Here is a 19969-nt window from a genome sequence, read left to right on the forward strand (position 1 = left end):
ACCTTCAAGGCCGCCGCGGCCGGCGCCGACTGGGCCAAGACCCCGGGCTTCGCCGTGGTGCTGACCGACTCCGCCGGCAAGGAAAGCTGGCCGATCACCGGCGCCTCCTTCATCCTGATGCACAAGGCGCAGGCCGACATGGCCAAGGGCAAGGAAGTGCTGAAGTTCTTCGACTGGGCGTACAAGAACGGCGGCAACATGGCTGCCGAACTCGACTACGTCGCGATGCCGCCGCAGGTCGTCAAGCTGGTCCAGGATGCCTGGAAGTCCCAGATCAAGGACGGTTCGGGCAAGGCAGTCTGGTAATGAGCGGACGCCGCAAGGCGTCCTGAACCGGCCGGCGTCCCGGGGGCATCCATGAGTCCCCCGGGGCGCGGCCGCATCCTGCCCGCGGGGCAAACGTTATGAATGCACACTCCTCAACGATAGCCGCACCGAGCGCGACGATGTCCGCCGCCGACCAGGCCCAGGCCGACGAGCGCGCGCTGATGTCCGTGATGCGCCGCCAGCGCCTGGAAGACTTCATCTTCCACAAGGTCACCCTGGTGTTCGCGCTCAGCGTCCTGCTGGTGCTGGCCGGGATCATCGTCTCGCTGATCATCAATGCCTGGCCCGCCTTCCGCGAATTCGGCCCGGCTTTCATCACCACGGTGGAATGGGATCCGGTCAACGACAAGTTCGGCGCCCTGATCGCCATCGTCGGCACCGTCGCCACCTCGCTGATCGCGCTGCTGATCGCGTTCCCGATCAGCTTCGGCATCGCGCTGTTCCTCACCGAGATCTGCCCGGTCGGCCTGCGCCGCACGCTTGGCACCGCGGTCGAACTGCTGGCGGGCGTTCCCAGCATCATCTACGGCATGTGGGGCCTGTTCGTGTTCGCGCCGCTGTTCGGCGACCATGTCCAGCCGCTCCTGAGCCAGACCCTCGGCCAGCTGCCGGTCATCGGCCAGCTGTTCAGGGGACCGATGATGGGCATCGGCATCCTGACCGCCGGCCTGATTCTGGCGGTCATGATCATTCCCTTCATCGCTTCCGTGATGCGCGACGTGTTCGAGATCGTGCCGCCGGTGCTCAAGGAATCCGCCTACGGCCTCGGCTGCACCCGCTGGGAAGTGGTGCGCAAGATCGTCCTGCCGTATGCCAAGACCGGCGTGGTCGGCGGCGTCATGCTCGGCCTCGGCCGCGCGCTCGGCGAGACGATGGCGGTCACCTTCGTCATCGGCAACGCCCACAAGCTGTCCTGGTCGCTGTTCGCGCCGGGCAACAGCATCGCCTCGACCCTGGCCAATGAATTCGCCGAAGCCGAATCCGCGCTGCACCTGTCGTCGCTGTATTCGCTCGGCCTGATCCTCTTCGTCATCACGTTCATCGTCCTTGCCGCCGCCAAGATCATGCTGCTCGGCATGGCCCGCAGGGAAGGAGTCAAGTCATGAACCCCGTATATCGCAGCCGGCTGCTGCGCCATCGCGTCGGCATCGCGCTGTCGATCGCCGCGATGGCGGTCGGCCTGTTCTTCCTCGCCTGGATCCTGTTCACCCTGCTGATCAAGGGCTTCGGCGCGCTCAGCTTCGCCATGCTGACCGAAACCACCCCGGCGCCCGGCAGCGAGGGCGGCGGCCTGCTCAACGCCATCGTCGGCAGCCTGCTGATGGTCGGCGCGGCCACCCTGGTCAGCACCCCGATCGGCATCCTGGCCGGCATCTATCTGGCCGAATACGGCGAGGAGAGCTGGCTGGCCCAGATCACCCGCTTCGTGACCGACATCATGCTGTCGGCGCCGTCGATCGTGATCGGCCTGTTCGTCTATGCGATCTACGTCGCCCACGTGAAGCATTTTTCCGGCTGGGCGGGTGCGCTCGCGATCTCCCTGATCGCGGTGCCGGTGGTGGTGCGCACCACCGACAACATGCTCAAGCTGGTGCCTGCCAGCCTGCGCGAGGCGGCCTTCGCACTCGGCGCGCCGCGCTGGAAGGTGGCGATGATGGTGCGGCTGCGCGCGGTCAAGGCGGGCGTCGTCACCGGCGTGCTGCTGGCGGTCGCCCGCATCTCGGGCGAAACCGCGCCGCTGCTGTTCACCGCGCTGAACAACCAGTTCTTCAGCGCCAACATGAATGCGCCGATGGCCAACCTGCCCGTCGTGATCTACCAGTTCGCGATGAGCCCCTATGACAACTGGCGCTCGCTCGCATGGGGCGGCGCGCTGCTGATCACCTTCAGCGTGCTCGGCCTGAATATCCTGTCGCGTACCCTGTTCCGTCAAAAGACGCCGAAATAAGATGATGACCCAGACCATAGCCAACGAAACGACCGCTCCCGTGAACGCCAGGGCCACGCTCGCCATCGACAACCTGAACTTCTACTACGGGAATTTCCAGGGCCTGAAGAACGTCAGCCTGAATGTCTATGAGAAGAAGGTGACGGCATTCATCGGCCCGTCCGGCTGCGGCAAGTCGACGCTGCTGCGCACGCTCAACCGCATGTACGACCTGTACCCCGGCCAGCGCGCCGAGGGCAGCATCATGTTCAACGGCCGCAATATCCTCGACCCGGGCCAGGACGTGAACATGCTGCGCGCGAAGGTCGGCATGGTGTTCCAGAAGCCGACGCCGTTCCCGATGTCGGTCTACGACAATATCGCCTTCGGCGTGCGCCTCTATGAGAAGCTCTCCAAGGGCGAGATGGACGAGCGCGTCGAATGGGCGCTGAAGAAGGCGGCGCTCTGGACCGAGGTCAAGGACAAGCTCAACAAGAGCGGCCTGTCGCTGTCCGGCGGCCAGCAGCAGCGCCTGTGCATCGCGCGCGGCGTCGCGGTCAAGCCCGAAGTGCTGCTGCTCGACGAGCCCACCTCCGCGCTCGACCCGATCTCCACCGTCAAGATCGAGGAACTGATCCACGAGCTCAAGCAGGACTACACGATCGCGATCGTCACCCACAACATGCAGCAGGCTGCCCGCTGCTCCGACTTCACGGCCTACATGTACCTCGGCGAGCTGGTCGAGTTCGGCGAGACCGACCAGATATTCATGAATCCTGCGAAGAAGGAAACCCAGGACTACATCACCGGCCGCTTCGGCTGACCGCCGCAACCCACACGACATCAGGAGAAGCCATGCCAGGCGATCATTCTTCCAAACAGTACGACATGGACCTCGAAGCGATACGTTCCAAGGTATTGCAGATGGGCGGTCTGGTCGAAAGCCAGTTCAACGACGCGGTCAGCAGCTTCCGCCACGCCGATGTCGCGCTTGCCGAACAGGTGATCAAGGCCGACGAGGCCGTCAACCGCCTCGAGGTGGTGCTCGACGATACCTGCAGCCACCTCATCGTCAAGCGCCAGCCGGCGGCCAACGACCTGCGTACCGTCGTCGCCACCCTCAAGGTCATCACCGACCTCGAACGGATCGGCGACGAGTCGACCAAGATCGCGCGCAGCGCCCGCAGCCTGCACGAGCGCGGCACCATCGGCGTGCTCAACCACTACGAGGCGATCCGCGTGATGGCCGCCGGCGCTTCGGATCTGCTGCACGATGCGCTCGACGCCTTCGCCCGGCTCGACGACAAGCAGGCGGCGAAAATCATCGCCGGCGACCGCGTGATCGATCATGAATTCCGCTCGGTGATGCGCTCGATGATCACCTTCATGATGGAAGATCCGCGTACAATTTCGGCCGCGCTGGACTGCCTGTGGGCGGCCAAGGCGATCGAGCGCATCGGCGACCACGCCAAGAACATCGCCGAGTACGTGATCTACGTCGTCGGCGGCAAGGACATACGGCATACCGATTTCGCTCCCGACCAACCCGATACCCCTGCCTGAACATGGCGCTGGACAAGACCACCATCCTGATCGTAGAAGACGAGCCGGCCATCGTCGAGCTCGTCAGCTTCACCCTGCGCGAATCCGGCTGGAACCCGGTCGCCGTGCATAACGCGACCGAGGCCTGGGAATTCCTGCAGCGCCGCACGCCGCACCTGGTGCTGCTCGACTGGATGCTGCCCGACCAGAGCGGCCTGCGCCTGCTGACCCGCATCCGCGGCGACCGGCATTTCCAGGCCATCCCGGTCATCATGCTGACCGCCAAGAGCATGGAAGAAGACAAGATCGCCGGCCTCGACAACGGCGCCGACGACTACATCACCAAGCCGTTCTCGCCGCGCGAGCTCACCTCGCGCATCAAGGCGCTCCTGCGCCGCAAGAGCCCCGAGCATGCGCAGTCGGTGATGAGCGCGGGGCCGGTCAGCCTGGACCCGGTCAGCTGCACGGTGATGCTCAACGAGCAGAAGATCGACATCGGCCACGCCGAGTACAAGCTGCTCAAGTTCTTCCTCGCCCACCCGGAACGCGTCTTCTCGCGCAGCCAGCTGCTGGACAAGGTCTGGGGCGACCACGTCGTGATCGAGGAGCGCACGGTGGACGTGCACGTGCTGCGGCTGCGCAAGGCGCTCAAGGAAGCGGAGTCGCTGATCAAGACCGTGCGTAGTGTAGGCTACATGCTTTCCGTGAAATAAAGCGGCAACCATGAATCCACATCTGGTCTTCTGGGTCCCGGCGGGACTGCGCCTGGCGCTCGTCCTCGCCGGCGGCGCGCTGGTCTGGCATTTCTTCGGCATGTTCGCCGGCCTGGTGGTCGCGCTGATCGGCGTGTGCGGCATGCTGGTGGTGCAGCTGCAGTATCTGTATCAGCTGTCGGACTGGCTGCACGATCCGCGCTCCGCGCGCCTGCCGGACGGGTGGGGCGCCTGGACCGACATCTTCTCCCGTCTCTACAAGCTGCGGCGCGAGGACGAGCGGAACCAGGCCGAACTCGCGGAATGGCTTGCCCGCTTCCGGCAGGCGATGACGCTGCTGCCGGACGGCGTGGCCATCATGGACGATGTGCTGTTCCTCGAATGGTGCAACCCGGCGGCCGAGCAGCATCTCGGACTTCAGCTCGAGCGCGACAAGGGCATGCGGGTGACCAATCTGGTGCGCAGCCCGGAGTTCATCGACTACATCATCCTCGGCCGCTATGAACAGCCGCTGACCCTGACGCTGCGCGACCGCAAGCTGATCGTGCAGATCATCCCCTTCGAAAACCGCCGCCAGATCCTGGTCACGCACGACGCCACCGAGTCGGAGCGGATCGAGCGCATGCGGCGCGACTTCATCGCCAACGCCTCGCACGAGCTGCGCACCCCGCTGACCGTCATCAACGGTTTCCTGGAAATCGCGCTCAGCCAGCCCGACCTCAATGTCCAGACGCGCATGGCGCACCTGCGGCTGATGACGGAGCAGGGGCGGCGCATGCAGAACCTGGTGGAAGACATGCTCACGCTCACCCGCCTGGAGTCGATCGAGTATCCGCTGCGTCCAGAGAGAGTGCCGATGCGGCCGCTGCTGGAGCAGATACTGCAGGAGACGCAGGCGCTGTCCGGCGGCCGACACACGGTGACGCTCGAGGCGGACGGGCCGGACATCAAGGGCAGCACCGATGAGCTGCGCAGCGCCTTCGGCAATCTCGCATCGAACGCGGTGCGCTACACACCGGATGGCGGCAGCATCCGCCTGGTCTGGCGGGTGGTGGAAGGAAAGCCGGAATTCGCGGTGGTCGACAACGGCATCGGCATCGGCCCCGAACACCTGTCGCGGCTCACCGAGCGTTTCTACCGGGTGGACAAGAGCCGCTCACGCGAGACCCAGGGCACCGGGCTCGGACTGGCCATCGTCAAGCATGTGTTGCTGCGCCACGGGGCGACGCTGGCGATCGCCTCGGTGCCGGACAAGGGCAGCACCTTTGCCGCCCGTTTTCCGGCCGCCAGCATCTACAGCCAGGAAGGCTGACGGGGCGGGGCGGAATCCGCTGGCGCGGACTCCGTAACCGCCCTTGCCGCATTACTTGTAGCCGACGCGGTCGAGGATCTTCTGGGCCGCGATCTGGTTCTTGCCGATGGTGGCGATCGAGATCTTCTCCGTCTTGAACTTGCCCATGGCTTCCAGGGTTTCATTCTTCGCTACCGCCGACGCGACCACCGGCCATTCGTTGTTGCCGTTGGCGAAGTAGCCCTGCGCTTCATCGCTGGCCAGGTATTCGAGGAACTTCACCGCGGCCTCGCGATGCGGCGCATTCTTCGCCACGCCGCCGCCGGACACGTTGACATGCGTGCCCGCGCCGTTCTGGTTGGGCCATACCAGCGCCACCTTGCTCATCATTTCCTTGTCTTCCGGCTTGGTCGAACGCAGCAGGCGCGCATAGTAGTAGCTGTTGGCGAGCGCCACGCCGCATTCGCCGCTGGCCACGCCCTTGATCTGGTCGGTGTCGCCGCCGCGCGGAGGACGGGCGAAATTGGCGACCATGCCCTGCGCCCATTTTTCGGTGGCGGCCTCGCCGTTACGCTCGATCAGCGAGCCGATCAGCGACAGCATGTAGGGGTGGGAGCCGGAACGGGTGCAGACCTTGCCCTTGTTCTTCGGATCGGCCAGGGATTCATAGGTCGGCACGTCGGCCGGATTCACATTCGCCTTGTTGTAGACGATGACGCGCGCGCGGGTCGAGAAGCCATACCATTCCGCGCCCTTGCCGTCGTCCTTGCCGCGCAGGTTGTCGGGGATGCGGCTGTCGAGCACCCTGGACTTCACCGGCTGGAACAGGCCTTCGATCTGCGCGCGCCACAGGCGGGCGGCGTCGACCATCAGGATCACGTCGGCCGGGCTGTTCTTGCCTTCGTTCTTCAGCCGCTCCAGCAGCGCGTTGTCGTCGGCTTCGATGCGGTTGATCTTGATGCCGGTCTGCTTGGTGAAGTTCGCATAAAGCTGTTCGTCAGTCTGATAGTGACGCGCCGAGTACAGGTTCAGCACGTTCTCCTGGGCGTGGCCGGAGGAGGCGGCAAGGGCGAGTACGGCAAGCAGTATTTTCTTGTTGATCGCAGCTTTCATGAATGCTCCAGGTCGGTTTTACAAAGCGTCAAGTATATAGACTTCCGGCCGGAACAGGAATCATTCTCACTCGTGGGAGATCAAGCCGGCGGCAATCGGTACAATGCCGCTCTCCGCAGCTTTTTGCCGTATCGCATGAAACGCCTTGCCCTTGCTTTCCTGACCGCCGTGCTCTTGCTCGGTCCCGGCTGCACCACCCTCGCGCCGCCCGAGCAGCCCGCGCCCGCCACGCGCCCGGCGCGCGCCGTCAAGATAGGCCTCGCGCTCGGCGGCGGCGCCGCCCGCGGTTTCGCCCATATCGGCGTGATCAAGACGCTCGAGGCCCAGGGCATCGTCCCCGACATCGTCGTCGGCACCAGTGCCGGCAGTCTCGTCGGCGCGCTCTACGCGGCCGGCAACGACGGCTTCGCCCTGCAGCGGCTGGCGCTGGCCATGGATGAAGCCGCGATCTCCGACTGGTCGGTGCCGCTGTTTGCCAAAGCCACAGGCGTTCTCAAGGGGGAGGCGCTGCAGAACTACGTCAACCGCGCGCTGAACAACCAGCCGATCGAAAAGCTGAAGAAACCCTTCGGCGCGGTCGCCACCGACCTGCGCAGCGGCGAGCCCATCCTTTTCCGCCGCGGCAATACCGGCGCCGCCGTGCGCGCCTCGTCGGCGGTGCCCGGCGTGTTTCAGCCCGTGCGCATCGGCGAGCGCTCCTATGTGGACGGCGGCCTGGTGTCGCCGGTGCCGGTCCGCTTCGCGCGCGAGATGGGCGCCGACTTCGTCATCGCGGTCAACATCTCGGCGCAGCCCGACGCCCAGCCGTCGGAAACGACGCTCGATGTCCTGCTCCAGACCTTCGCCATCATGGGTCAGAGCATCAACCGCTACGAGCTGCGCGAGGCCGACGTGGTGATACAGCCGCGCCTCGGCACGATGAAAGGAAACGACTTCCCGGGACGGAACACGGCGATCCTCGCCGGCGAGCAGGAAGCATCGGCGCACCTGGCCGAGATCCGGCGCAAGCTGGCCGCGCTGCGGGGAGAGTAGTTATTCGTTTTCGGTGATGCGGCGCGCGCCGTTGAAGCGCTGCTTCCAGTACTGGATGTCCATGCTCTCGATCCGCACCTGGCCGCCGGCGGAGGGCGAGTGGATGAACTTGTTGTCGCCGAGGTAGATGCCGACATGGGAAAAGCCGCGGCGCAGGGTGTTGTAGAACACGAGGTCGCCCGGCTGCAGCTCCTCGCGATCGATCTGCTTGCCGACGCGGCTGATCTCCTGCGACGTCCTCGGCAATTCCCTGCCCAGCACTTCCTTGAATACATAACGCACCAGGCCGCTGCAATCCAGTCCGTTCTCGGGTGCGTCCCCGCCATACTTGTAGCGGATGCCGAGCATCGTCATCGCCTGCATTGCCAGGTCCGAGGCGCGGTTGGTGAAATTCTGGAGGCGGGTCGGCGGCCTGGTGCCGGGGGCTTCCGGCTGGGCCAGATCGTTCGCGGCAGCGGGCGCGATGCAGGCGGCCGCCAGCAGCAACGCAGCGGCCCGGAGGCGAGCGCACTGAGCAGCGTTGTGGATGCGTGTTGCCATTATTGAAAGTTTCAGCCTCGGACAGGTGAATTTACTGCCTCCGGGACGGACCTGTCAAAAATTATTGTTCAGTCGTATCCTTTCTCTCTGGACATACTTATACTCGGTCGCACGATGCTTACCGTTACCGACATTCCCGTCAGGCCGCGCATTCTCATCGCCGACGACTCGCGCATTGTGCGCGCCGCCCTCATCAAGCAGATCGAGGGCATGTTCGAATTCCGCGAAGCGGTAGACGGCGAGCAGGCCTGGGAAGCGCTGCTGCTCGACCACAGCATCCGGGTGGTGATCACAGACCTGACCATGCCGCGCCTCGACGGCTACGGCCTGCTCGAGCGCATACGCGCATCCCGCATCAGTCGCATCCGCGACATCCCGGTAGTGGTGGTTTCCGGCAGCGACGACGCGGAAGAACGCGAACGCGCGCGGGCCGCGGGGGCCAACGACCTCATCGTCAAAGGCATCGGCACCGCGCAGCTGCTGTCGCGCCTCGACGTGCTGTCGAGGCTCGTCAGCAGGCAGGCGGACCTGGAGCGCGGTCTGCAGGTCCTGGTCAGCGGCGGACAGGGTGCGTCCGCCAGCCAGGCGATGATGCCCGCCGAGTTTTTCACGGAGGCCGACATCCAGTTGCAGCAGACGCGCAGGACGCGCCGCCATTTCGTGCTGCTGACCGTCAGCGTCGGTCTGCGCGACGCGGGCAGCGGCGGCATGCGCCTGCCGCCTTCGGCCATGATGCAGGCAATCGGCCAATTGCTTCAGCGTACCGTGCGCCAGACCGATCACGTCGGACGCACCGGCGACGACGAGTTCAGTCTTGCCGCAGGCGGCATAGGCGTGGACGCCGCGCGTACCTTCGGCCAGCGCGTGGCGCACGCGATTTCGCGCGCGCCGATTGCCGGCGATCCGGCCGTCTCCATCGTCGCCAGCTGCGGACTGGTGACGCAGGAAGAGCAGGGCGGCGAGCCGGCGCTTGCGGCGATGCATGACGTCGCCCGCCGCCGTGCCATGCTCGGGCTGACGCGCGGGCTCACGGGCGTGATCGGCGCGGCCGAAGAGGCGGCGCTTCTGCATGGCGAAAGCCTGGCCGCATCCCAGGACGCGCCGGCGGGCGAGCCCGACGTCGCGACGCTGCTGCAGTGGCTCAAGGAAGGTCGGCGCGAAGAGGTGATGCCGCATATTGCCAAGCTGTCCACGGAACTCCAGCCGCTGGTCAGTCTGCTGCTGCAGCAGGGCGCAGGATGACGGACCGTCATGCGAAGGCGTCAAGCCTCACGTACAATCCAGCCTTCTTTTGACGGAGCAAGCATGCAATCCAAACCCATCCTTTCCCTGGACGACGTAAAGAAGATCGCCGCGGCCGCCGAGGCGGAAGCCCTGGCGCACAACTGGGCGGTGACGATTTCCATCGTCGATGCCGGCGGCCACCTGCTGTGGCTGCAGCGTCTCGACGGCGCAGCACCGGTCTCGGCCCACATCGCGCCGGCGAAGGCAAACGCGGCCGCGCTGGGCCGCCGCGAGACCAAGGTCTATGAAGACATGATCAACAACGGCCGGGCGTCCTTCCTGTCCGCCCCGGTACTCGAGGGCATGCTCGAAGGCGGTGTGCCGGTGATCGTCGAAGGCCATTGCGTCGGCGCCGTCGGCGTCTCCGGCGTGAAGTCCTCCGAAGACGCGCAGATCGCCCGCGCCGGTATCGCCGCGCTCGGTCTCTGAGCGCTTCCGGCCGGCGCCGCCGGTCGGCTTACGGCGGGCTTACAGGATTGCAGCGACGAGTCTTCTTCGCTATAATCTCGGGGTTTAACTAAATCACCCCGCCGTAGCGCATACCCCTTCCAACACGTCCCAAAAAGACCCCACCACACCCAGCGCAATGCCGTTTGGTTGACGGTCGTTCTGGCGCGGCGCAGCGGCGGTAACCATCTCAGGAGTTACCCTTGCTGCCATTTTTTTCTGGCCATTCAGTTCCGGCCATCCTTGCGCTCGCAGACGGGTCGATCTTCCAGGGTTTTTCCATCGGTGCTCCCGGTCATACGATCGGTGAAGTCGTGTTCAACACGGCGATGACGGGCTACCAGGAAATCCTGACCGACCCGAGCTACAGCCGTCAGATCGTCACGCTCACTTACCCGCACATCGGCAATGTCGGCACCAATGACGAAGACACCGAGGCGTCGAAGATTCACGCCGCGGGCCTGATCATCAAGGATCTGCCGCTGCTGACGTCCAATTTCCGCAGCAAGCAGAGCCTGTCCGATTACCTCAAGTCCGAGAACGTCGTCGGCATTGCCGGCATCGACACCCGCAAGCTGACCCGTATCCTGCGCGAGAAGGGCGCACAGAACGGCGCCATCCTCGCCGGCGAAGCCGATGTCGAAAAAGCCCTCGCGCTGGCCAAGTCCTTCCCCGGCCTGGCCGGCATGGACCTGGCCAAGGTGGTGTCGACCAAGGAGCCCTATGTCTGGACCCAGACCGAGTGGCAGCTGGGCGAAGGCTGCGGCGAACTGAAGGATCCCAGGTACCACGTGGTCGCCTTCGACTACGGCGTCAAGCGCAACATCCTGCGCATGCTCGCCTCGCGCGGCTGCAAGGTGACGGTGCTGCCGGCCCAGTCCACCGCCGAGGATGCGCTCAAACTCAACCCGGACGGCATCTTCCTGGCCAACGGCCCGGGCGACCCCGAGCCTTGCGACTATGCGATCAAGGCCAGCCGCGAGCTGATCGAGCGCGGCATTCCGACCTTCGGCATCTGCCTCGGCCACCAGCTGATGGCGCTGGCCTCGGGTGCCAGGACCGTGAAGATGAAGTTCGGCCACCACGGCGCCAACCACCCGGTGCAGGACCTTGATACCAAACAGGTCATGATCACCTCGCAGAACCACGGCTTCGCAGTCGATGTCGACACGCTGCCGGCCAACTGCCGCGTCACCCACGTGTCGCTGTTCGACGGTTCGCTGCAGGGCTTCGAGCGCACCGACAAACCCGCATTCTGCTTCCAGGGCCACCCCGAGGCATCGCCCGGCCCGACCGACGTCGCCCCCTTGTTCGATCGCTTCGTGGCGATGATGGAGAAACACAAAAATGCCTAAGCGCACAGACATCAAAAGCATTCTGATCATTGGCGCCGGCCCGATCATCATCGGCCAGGCGTGCGAATTCGACTACTCCGGCGCGCAGGCCTGCAAGGCGCTGCGCGAAGAGGGTTACCGCGTGGTGCTGGTCAACAGCAACCCGGCGACCATCATGACCGATCCGGAGATGGCCGATGTTACTTACATCGAGCCGATCACCTGGCAGGTGGTGGAGCGCATCATCGCCAAGGAGCGTCCGGACGCGATCCTGCCGACCATGGGCGGCCAGACCGCGCTGAATTGCGCGCTCGACCTGCACCGCAACGGCGTGCTGACCAAGTACGGCTGCGAACTCATCGGCGCCACCCCGGAAGCCATCGACAAGGCCGAGGACCGCTCCAAGTTCAAGCAAGCGATGACCAAGATCGGTCTCGGCTCCGCCCGTTCCGGCGTCGCCCACACGATGGACGAATCCTGGGCCGTGCAGCGCGAGATCGGCTTCCCCGTCATCATCCGTCCCTCGTTCACGATGGGCGGCACCGGCGGCGGCATCGCCTACAACCCGGAAGAATTCGAAACCATCTGCAAGCGCGGCCTGGAAGCCTCGCCGACCTCCGAACTGCTGATCGAGGAATCCCTGATCGGCTGGAAAGAGTTCGAGATGGAAGTCGTGCGCGACAAGAAGGACAACTGCATCATCGTCTGCTCGATCGAGAACCTCGACCCGATGGGCGTGCATACCGGCGACTCGATCACCGTCGCCCCGGCGCAGACCCTGACCGACAAGGAATACCAGATCATGCGCAACGCCTCGCTGGCGGTGCTGCGCGAGATCGGCGTCGATACCGGCGGCTCCAACGTGCAGTTCGCGGTCAATCCCAAGGATGGCCGCATGATCGTCATCGAAATGAACCCGCGCGTGTCGCGTTCTTCCGCGCTGGCGTCCAAGGCCACCGGCTTCCCGATCGCCAAGGTCGCGGCCAAGCTGGCGGTCGGCTTCACGCTCGACGAGCTGCGCAACGAAATCACCGGCGGCGCCACCCCGGCGTCCTTCGAGCCGAGCATCGACTATGTCGTCACCAAGGTGCCGCGCTTCGCCTTCGAGAAATTCCCGACCGCCGACAGCCACCTGACCACCCAGATGAAATCGGTGGGCGAGGTGATGGCCATCGGCCGCACCTTCCAGGAATCCTTCCAGAAGGCGCTGCGCGGCCTCGAAGTCGGCGTCGACGGCATGAATGAAAAGACCACCGACCGCGAGACGATCGAGGAGCAGCTGGGCGAACCCGGACCGGAACGCATCTGGTACGTCGGCGATGCCTTCGCCCAGGGCTTCTCCCTGGAGGAAGTGCACCAGCTGACCCACATCGACCCGTGGTTCCTCGTGCAGATCAAGGAAATCGTCGACATCGAGCTGTGGCTGGAAAGCCAGAACCTCGCCGAGCTGGAAAAGTCGGTGCTGTTCAAGCTCAAGCAGAAGGGCTTCTCCGATCGCCGTCTCGCCAAGCTGCTCAAGACCACCGACAAGGCGGTCCGCGAGCGTCGCCGCGAGCTGGGCGTGCGCCCGGTGTACAAGCGCGTCGATACCTGCGCCGCCGAGTTCGCCACCCGTACCGCCTACATGTACTCGTCCTATGACGAAGAGTGCGAATCGCAGCCGACCGACAAGAAGAAGATCATGGTCCTCGGCGGCGGTCCGAACCGCATCGGCCAGGGCATCGAGTTCGACTACTGCTGTGTGCACGCGGCGCTGGCGATGCGCGAGGACGGCTACGAGACCATCATGGTCAACTGCAACCCGGAGACCGTCTCGACCGACTACGACACTTCCGACCGCCTGTACTTCGAGCCGCTGACGCTGGAAGACGTGCTGGAAATCGTCGACAAGGAAAAGCCCGCCGGCGTGATCGTCCAGTACGGCGGCCAGACCCCGCTGAAGCTGGCGCTCGACCTGGAGGCCAACGGCGTGCCCATCGTCGGCACCTCGCCCGACATGATCGACGCCGCCGAAGACCGCGAGCGCTTCCAGAAGCTGCTGCAGGACCTCGGCCTGCGCCAGCCGCCTAACCGCACCGCGCGCACCGAAGAAGAAGCGCTGCGTCTGGCGCAGGAAATCGGCTACCCGCTGGTGGTGCGTCCGTCCTATGTGCTGGGCGGCCGCGCGATGGAAATCGTGCACGAGCAGCGCGACCTCGAGCGCTACATGCGCGAGGCGGTCAAGGTGTCGAACGATTCCCCGGTGCTGCTCGACCGCTTCCTCAACGATGCGATCGAAGTCGATGTCGACTGTCTGTCGGACGGCCAGCGCACCTTCATCGGCGGCGTGATGGAGCACATCGAACAGGCCGGCGTGCACTCGGGCGACTCCGCCTGCTCGCTGCCGCCGTACTCGCTGTCCCAGGAAACCATCGACGAGCTCAAGCGCCAGACCGCGGCCATGGCCAAGGGTCTGAACGTGGTCGGCCTGATGAACGTGCAGTTCGCGATCCAGCAGCAGGAAGTCGACGGCAAGGTGCAGGACATCGTCTACGTGCTGGAAGTGAACCCGCGCGCGTCGCGCACGGTGCCCTACGTGTCCAAGGCCACCGGCCTGCCGCTGGCGAAGATCGCCGCCCGCTGCATGGTGGGGCAGTCGCTCGACAGCCAGGGCATCAAGAACGAAGTCGTGCCGCCGTACTACAGCGTCAAGGAAGCAGTCTTCCCGTTCAACAAATTCCCGGGTGTCGATACCATCCTCGGCCCGGAGATGAAGTCGACCGGCGAGGTCATGGGTGTCGGCAAGACCTTCGGCGAAGCCTTCGTCAAGTCGCAGCTAGGCGCCGGCGTCAAGCTGCCGAAGTCCGGCAAGGTCTTCCTGAGCGTCAAGAACAGCGACAAGCCGCGCGCGGTGCAGGTCGCGAAAGACCTGGTCGAACTCGGCTTCTCGCTGGCGGCGACCAAGGGCACGGCCAGCGCGATCAGCGCCGCCGGCATCCCGGTGGAGACCGTCAACAAGGTCGTCGAAGGACGTCCGCACGTGGTCGACATGATCAAGAACAACGAGATTGTCCTGGTCATCAACACAGTCGAGGAAAAGCGCACCGCGATCGCCGATTCCCGCGCGATCCGTACCTCGGCGCTGCTGGCACGGGCGACGACCTACACCACCATCGCCGGCGCGGAAGCTGCGGTCGAAGGCATGCGTCATCTCGATGAACTGCATGTCTACGATTTACAAGGCCTCCATAAGTCTTTACACTAAGTCCCACAATTCGACGTCCGCCACAGAGGTCACAAAAGATTCCGGAGATTTTCCGGGGTCGTATGTGACCTCTGTGGTTTTCATTTTGTCCAAGAAAAATCCATGAGCACTGTTCCCATAACGAAACGTGGCGCCGAGCAGCTGAAAGAAGAACTGCACCGCCTGAAAACCAAGGACCGCCCGGCCGTCATCAACGCGATTTCCGAGGCCCGCGCGCAGGGAGATCTGTCCGAGAACGCCGAATACGACGCCGCCAAGGAACGCCAGGCCTTCATCGAAGGCCGCATCGCCGAGCTCGAAGGCAAGCTGAGCGCGGCACAGATCATCGATCCCACCGTGCTCGACGCCGAGGGGCGCGTCGTCTTTGCATCGACAGTCGACCTCGAAGACCTCGAAAGCGGTCAGAAAGTCACTTACCAGATCGTCGGCGAGGATGAGGCCGACCTCAAGCTCATGAAGGTGTCGGTGACCTCGCCGATCGCCCGCGCCCTGATCGGCAAGTATGCGGGGGACGTGGTCGAGGTCAATGCGCCCTCCGGTGTGCGCGAATACGAAATCCTCGAAGTCCGCTACATCTGATCCCGATGCTTGCCGCGCGCGTCGTCCTGCTGCTCGCCGTGGTCTGGGTGGGCAGCATGTGGACCATCGGCTACCTGGTGGCGCCGACCCTGTTCGCGACGCTCGCGGAAAGCACGCTGGCCGGCAGCATTGCCGGCCGTCTGTTCCGGATCGAAGCCTGGCTTGCGCTGGTGTGCGGATTGCTGATGCTCGGTCTGCTCCGGATGCCCGGGGCGGTGCCGGAAGAGGGCAGGCGGTGGATACGGTACATCGTGCTCGGCATGCTGGCGTGTACCGTACTCGGTTACTTTGCGCTCAATCCCTTCATGGCCGAATTGAGGGAGGCGGCAGCCGCCGCCGGCGGGACATGGGAGCCGGATGCGCGCGCACGCTTCGGCATGCTGCACGGCGTGTCGAGCCTGTTCTACCTGGTGCAGAGCCTGCTGGGCGTGGCGCTGATCTGGCGTCTGCGATGAGATGAGAATGACGGGCTTGCGCCCGTCCGGTCAGCCGCGTCCGAGGGCCGATTTCTTGCTGCTGGTCTGACGCGGCTTGGCGCGCTTGATGTTCCCGCCCGCGGTTACCCGCTCGTTGCCTTTCAGGACCACCTTCTTGACGGTCGGCCGCTTGGTGCCGCTCGGGCTCGGCTTGACGATCGTGACTTCCCGCAGTCCCTTGCCGCGCCGGGTACTCCGCTCCTTCGCCGCTTCCTTCCTCGGGCGATAGAGCACGAGCAGCTTGCCGATGTGCTGGATGGGGGCGGCGTCGAGTTCCGCACAGATATGCTCGTACATCTCGATGCGCGCTTCGCGGTCGTCGCCGAATACGCGCACCTTGATCAGTCCGTGGGCATTGAGGCTGGCGTCGATTTCCTTGAGCACCGCCGGCGTCAGGCCGGCGTCGCCGACGATGACCACCGGGTCGAGTGCATGCGCTTCGGAACGAAGCGCGCTGCGCTCCGCGGGGGTGAGTTTCAACATGTTTAACGATTCCTTAAAAGCGGTATTCTACGCGAATGGCTAAGAACAAATTCAACAAAAACTGGCTGCACGACCACATCAACGACCCGTATGTGAAGCTCGCGCAGAAGGAGGGCTATCGCGCGCGAGCCGCCTACAAGCTCAAGGAAATCGACGAGAGCGAAAAGCTGATCAAGCCCGGCCAGATCATCGTCGACCTCGGCTGCGCCCCGGGCAGCTGGTCGCAGTACGCGCGCAACAAGCTGGCGGGCAAGGCCGGCGGCGGCATCAATGGTGTCATCATCGGACTCGACATGCTGCCGATGGAGCCGATCGCCGACGTGCATTTCATACAGGGGGACTTTCGCGAGCAGGAGGTGCTGGAACAGCTGGAACAGGTGGTGGGGGAGCGCAAGGTGGACCTCGTGCTGTCCGACATGGCGCCCAACCTGTCCGGTATCGCCGTGACGGACGCGGCCCGCGTAGAGCTTATCATCGATCTCGCGATCGACTTTGCGAAAGCGCACATGAAACCTTCAGGTGCGCTGCTCGTCAAATGTTTCAACGGCACGGGCTTCGCTCAGCTGGTCGAGAAATTCCGCCAGGAGTTCAAGACGGTCACGCAGAAGAAGCCCCAGGCGAGTCGCGACAAGTCCTCCGAAGTGTTCTTGCTCGGGAAGGGCCTGAAGAACCCAGCTTGATACTCAGTCAATTATTTTCTTGGTAATCCTTGATTCCCGCGCTGGCGTCCCCACGTGCAGCCTAGCAAGCGCCCGCCAATGCGGGTAGAATCAATTTTACAAGCTATGTAAATAGGCGCGCGCGCGTCTAAGGAGTTCTAGTGAACAACATGTTTTCGAAGGCTGCGATCTGGGTGGTGATCGCCCTTGTGCTTTTCACCGTCTTCAAGCAGTTCGACGGACGCACGCTGGCCGGAGGCGCGACCCCGATTCCGTACTCGGACTTCCTGGACGAGGTCAAGAACAAGCAGATACGCGAAGCCACTATCGAGGACCGTACGATCGTCGCGGTCACCAACGATGGCAAGCGCATCAAGACTGCGGTCACTTACCTCGACCGCGGCCTGATCGGCGACCTGATCAACAACGGCGTCAAGTTCGACGTCAAGCAACCGGAAGAGCAGTCCTTCCTGTCGCAGGTCTTCATCTCCTGGTTCCCGATGCTGCTGCTGATCGGCGTCTGGGTCTTCTTCATGCGCCAGATGCAGGGCGGCGGCAAGGGCGGGGCTTTCTCGTTCGGCCGCTCCAAGGCCCGCATGCTGGATGAGGCCAGCAATACCGTCACCTTCGCCGACGTCGCCGGCTGCGACGAAGCCAAGGAAGAGGTGCAGGAGCTGGTCGACTTCCTGCGCGACCCGACCAAGTTCCAGAAGCTCGGCGGCCGCATCCCGCGCGGCGTGCTGATGGTCGGCCCCCCGGGTACCGGTAAAACCCTGCTCGCGCGCGCGATCGCCGGCGAAGCCAAGGTGCCGTTCTTCACGATCTCCGGTTCCGACTTCGTCGAGATGTTCGTCGGCGTCGGCGCCTCCCGCGTGCGCGACATGTTCGAGAATGCGAAGAAGCACTCGCCCTGCATCATCTTCATCGACGAAATCGACGCCGTCGGCCGCCATCGCGGCGCCGGCATGGGCGGCGGCAACGACGAGCGCGAACAGACGCTGAACCAGCTGCTGGTCGAGATGGACGGCTTCGAAGCCAATTCCGGCGTCATCGTGATCGCCGCCACCAACCGCGCCGACGTACTGGACAAGGCGCTGCTGCGTCCCGGCCGTTTCGACCGCCAGGTGATGGTCGGCCTGCCCGACATCCGGGGCCGCGAACAGATCCTGTATGTCCACATGCGCAAGGTGCCGATCGCGCCCGACGTGAAGGCCGACATCCTGGCGCGCGGCACCCCCGGCTTCTCCGGCGCCGATCTCGCCAACCTCGTCAACGAGGCCGCGCTGTTCGCGGCACGCCGCAGCAAGCGCCTCGTCGAGATGCAGGACTTCGAGGACGCCAAGGACAAGATCGTGATGGGCCCGGAGCGCAAGTCCGCCGTCATGCGCGAGGAAGAGCGCCGCAACACCGCCTACCACGAGTCCGGCCATGCGGTGGTCGCCAAGCTGCTGCCCAAGGCCGACCCGGTGCACAAGGTCACCATCATGCCGCGCGGCTATGCGCTCGGCCTGACCTGGCAGCTGCCCGAGCATGACCGCGTCAACATGTACAAGGACAAGATGCTGGAAGAGATCGCCATCCTGTTCGGCGGTCGCATCGCGGAAGAAATCTTCATGCACCAGATGTCCACCGGCGCGTCCAACGACTTCGAACGTGCGACCAAGCTGGCGCGCGCGATGGTGACCCGCTACGGCATGTCCGAGACCCTCGGCACCATGGTCTACGAAGACAGCGAGCAGGATGCCTATTTCGGCCGCATGAGCGCCAAGACCGTGTCGGAAGCGACTCAGCAGAAGGTCGACACCGAGATTCGCGCGATCCTCGATCGCCAGTATGCGCTGTCACGCCAGCTGCTCGAAGAAAACCGCGACAAGGTCGAAGTGATGGCCAATGCGCTGCTCGAGTGGGAAACCCTGGACGCCGACCAGATCAATGACATCATGGAAGGCCACGAGCCGCGTCCGCCCAAGGCAGGCATCCCCGCCAAGCGCGCCTCGTCGGACAGCAGCTCCGGCGGCGTGTCTCCCAACGCGACCGCGCCTGCCTGATCCGCCTGCGCGAAGCTTGTTATCACAAGGGTGAGGAGTAATCCTCGCCCTTTTTCTTTGGCTGATGGAAATGAAGACCAGGTATTTGCAGTGCGGGCGTTACCGCTTTCCCTTGCAGGGACCGGGTGCCCGACCGCTGGTGATGGGCATCCTCAATGTCACGCCCGATTCCTTCTCCGACGGCGGACGGTTCCAGGCGCTGGACACGGCGCTGTCCCATGCGGAACAGATGATTGCGGATGGTGTGGACATCATCGACATCGGCGGCGAGTCGACCCGGCCCGGCTCGCAGCCGGCGTCGCTGGAAGAAGAGCTGCGCCGGGTGATGCCCGCGTTGTACGCGCTGCGCGACTGCGGCAAGCCGATCTCCATCGATACCTGCAAGCCGGAAGTGATGCGGGAAGTTCTCGACGCCGGGGCAGACATGATCAACGACATCAACGGCTTTCGCGCTCCCGGCGCGTTGACTGCAGTCAATCAGGGCGAAAGTGCGCTGTGTATCATGCACATGCTGCACACGCCTCAGACCATGCAGCTCGCGCCGCATTACGATGACGTGGTGACGGAGGTGAACGACTTCCTGCGTGCGCGCGTCGCCGCGGCAGAAGCTGCGGGCATCGACAGGAAGCGCTTGTGTGTGGATCCGGGTTTTGGATTTGGCAAGACGATGGCGCATAATCTCGCCCTGTTGCGCGAACTCGGTGCGCTGCGCGAGACCACCGGTCTGCCGATCCTGGCCGGCCTGTCGCGCAAGTCGACGATAGGCGCGATCACCGGCAAGCCGGTGCAAAAAAGAATGGCAGGAAGCGTTGCTGCCGCTCTGGCGGCGGTTGCCCGGGGCGCTTTCATCGTCCGCGTACATGATGTCGCGGAGACGGTGGACGCGCTCAGGATCTGGCAGGCCGTCGAGGCTAACAATCAAGGATAAGA

The 19969-nt window shown here is 64.3% G+C and carries 19 protein-coding genes and 1 pseudogene; 17 read left to right on the forward strand and 3 right to left on the reverse strand.

Annotated elements, in window-relative coordinates; all coding sequences use genetic code 11:
* The 7 genes and pseudogenes from NCCP691_RS12085 to phoR form a co-directional block, all read left to right on the forward strand.
* Nucleotides 1–306 (forward strand): annotated as a pseudogene (locus NCCP691_RS12085) (phosphate ABC transporter substrate-binding protein PstS); the annotation flags it as partial.
* Between the two features lie 140 nt (nt 307–446).
* The gene (gene pstC / locus NCCP691_RS12090; RefSeq protein WP_238482408.1) at nt 447–1433 is read left to right on the forward strand and encodes a phosphate ABC transporter permease subunit PstC; all 987 of its coding nucleotides are present in this window, start codon (nt 447–449) and stop codon (nt 1431–1433) included.
* The gene (gene pstA, locus NCCP691_RS12095; protein WP_220808634.1) at nt 1430–2275 is read left to right on the forward strand and encodes a phosphate ABC transporter permease PstA; all 846 of its coding nucleotides are present in this window, start codon (nt 1430–1432) and stop codon (nt 2273–2275) included. Before pstC ends, pstA begins: the two co-directional genes overlap by 4 nt.
* A 4-nt stretch (nt 2276–2279) precedes the next feature.
* Nucleotides 2280–3077, forward strand: coding sequence for a phosphate ABC transporter ATP-binding protein PstB (gene pstB, locus NCCP691_RS12100; RefSeq protein ID WP_373870356.1), 798 nt, complete (start codon nt 2280–2282; stop codon nt 3075–3077).
* A 32-nt stretch (nt 3078–3109) separates the two neighbouring features.
* Entirely contained in the window at nt 3110–3817 is a 708-nt protein-coding gene (gene phoU / locus NCCP691_RS12105; RefSeq protein ID WP_220808638.1) for a phosphate signaling complex protein PhoU, read from the forward strand.
* Between the two features lie 2 nt (nt 3818–3819).
* Nucleotides 3820–4509, forward strand: a complete 690-nt coding sequence (gene phoB, locus NCCP691_RS12110) for a phosphate regulon transcriptional regulator PhoB (protein WP_220808639.1) — start codon at nt 3820–3822, stop codon at nt 4507–4509.
* A gap of 10 nt (nt 4510–4519) precedes the next feature.
* Nucleotides 4520–5821 (forward strand): phosphate regulon sensor histidine kinase PhoR, encoded by a 1302-nt coding sequence (gene phoR / locus NCCP691_RS12115; RefSeq protein ID WP_220808641.1) that lies wholly within the window; start codon nt 4520–4522, stop codon nt 5819–5821.
* A gap of 51 nt (nt 5822–5872) precedes the next feature.
* Here phoR and NCCP691_RS12120 read toward each other — a convergent pair whose 3' ends face one another.
* The gene (locus NCCP691_RS12120) at nt 5873–6913 is read right to left on the reverse strand and encodes a Fe(3+) ABC transporter substrate-binding protein (RefSeq protein ID WP_220808643.1); all 1041 of its coding nucleotides are present in this window, start codon (nt 6911–6913) and stop codon (nt 5873–5875) included.
* Nucleotides 6914–7048: 135 nt separating this feature from the next.
* On the opposite strand from NCCP691_RS12120, the gene NCCP691_RS12125 reads away from it, so the two are divergent.
* A complete protein-coding gene (locus NCCP691_RS12125; protein ID WP_220808644.1) occupies nt 7049–7945 on the forward strand; it encodes a patatin-like phospholipase family protein in 897 nt (298 codons plus the stop codon).
* Here NCCP691_RS12125 and NCCP691_RS12130 read toward each other — a convergent pair whose 3' ends face one another.
* Entirely contained in the window at nt 7946–8485 is a 540-nt protein-coding gene (locus NCCP691_RS12130) for a C40 family peptidase (RefSeq protein ID WP_220808646.1), read from the reverse strand. It lies immediately after the preceding gene.
* A 114-nt stretch (nt 8486–8599) separates the two neighbouring features.
* On the opposite strand from NCCP691_RS12130, the gene NCCP691_RS12135 reads away from it, so the two are divergent.
* The 6 genes from NCCP691_RS12135 (at nt 8600) to NCCP691_RS12160 (ending at nt 15828) form a co-directional block, all read left to right on the forward strand.
* Entirely contained in the window at nt 8600–9727 is a 1128-nt protein-coding gene (locus NCCP691_RS12135; RefSeq protein ID WP_220808648.1) for a response regulator, read from the forward strand.
* 63 nt (nt 9728–9790) lie between these two features.
* The gene (locus tag NCCP691_RS12140) at nt 9791–10198 is read left to right on the forward strand and encodes a heme-binding protein (protein WP_220808649.1); all 408 of its coding nucleotides are present in this window, start codon (nt 9791–9793) and stop codon (nt 10196–10198) included.
* A gap of 221 nt (nt 10199–10419) precedes the next feature.
* Nucleotides 10420–11571 carry a glutamine-hydrolyzing carbamoyl-phosphate synthase small subunit gene (gene carA, locus NCCP691_RS12145; RefSeq protein ID WP_220808651.1) on the forward strand — a complete coding sequence of 384 codons (1152 nt, stop codon included), beginning with the start codon at nt 10420–10422 and terminating at the stop codon, nt 11569–11571.
* Nucleotides 11564–14794 (forward strand): carbamoyl-phosphate synthase large subunit, encoded by a 3231-nt coding sequence (carB, locus tag NCCP691_RS12150; RefSeq protein WP_220808653.1) that lies wholly within the window; start codon nt 11564–11566, stop codon nt 14792–14794. The genes carA and carB overlap by 8 nt, the downstream gene beginning before the upstream one ends.
* Before the next feature lie 102 nt (nt 14795–14896).
* Complete coding sequence (greA, locus tag NCCP691_RS12155; RefSeq protein ID WP_220808655.1) at nt 14897–15373, forward strand: transcription elongation factor GreA; 477 nt, start codon at nt 14897–14899, stop codon at nt 15371–15373.
* Between the two features lie 5 nt (nt 15374–15378).
* On the forward strand, nt 15379–15828 hold the full coding sequence (locus NCCP691_RS12160) for a DUF4149 domain-containing protein (protein ID WP_220808657.1): 450 nt from the start codon (nt 15379–15381) through the stop codon (nt 15826–15828).
* Between the two features lie 30 nt (nt 15829–15858).
* Here NCCP691_RS12160 and yhbY read toward each other — a convergent pair whose 3' ends face one another.
* The gene (yhbY, locus tag NCCP691_RS12165; protein ID WP_220808659.1) at nt 15859–16332 is read right to left on the reverse strand and encodes a ribosome assembly RNA-binding protein YhbY; all 474 of its coding nucleotides are present in this window, start codon (nt 16330–16332) and stop codon (nt 15859–15861) included.
* Nucleotides 16333–16367: 35 nt separating this feature from the next.
* Here yhbY and NCCP691_RS12170 point away from each other — a divergent pair, with 35 nt between their 5' ends.
* The 3 genes from NCCP691_RS12170 (at nt 16368) to folP (ending at nt 19967) form a co-directional block, all read left to right on the forward strand.
* Entirely contained in the window at nt 16368–17012 is a 645-nt protein-coding gene (locus NCCP691_RS12170) for an RlmE family RNA methyltransferase (protein ID WP_220808661.1), read from the forward strand.
* 140 nt (nt 17013–17152) lie between these two features.
* Entirely contained in the window at nt 17153–19039 is a 1887-nt protein-coding gene (gene ftsH, locus NCCP691_RS12175) for an ATP-dependent zinc metalloprotease FtsH (RefSeq protein ID WP_274387234.1), read from the forward strand.
* Between the two features lie 70 nt (nt 19040–19109).
* Nucleotides 19110–19967, forward strand: coding sequence for a dihydropteroate synthase (gene folP / locus NCCP691_RS12180; protein WP_220808921.1), 858 nt, complete (start codon nt 19110–19112; stop codon nt 19965–19967).
* Nucleotides 19968–19969 lie beyond the last annotated feature (2 nt).

The organism is Noviherbaspirillum aridicola (genome assembly GCF_019656455.1).
Classification (GTDB): domain Bacteria; phylum Pseudomonadota; class Gammaproteobacteria; order Burkholderiales; family Burkholderiaceae_D; genus Noviherbaspirillum; species Noviherbaspirillum aridicola.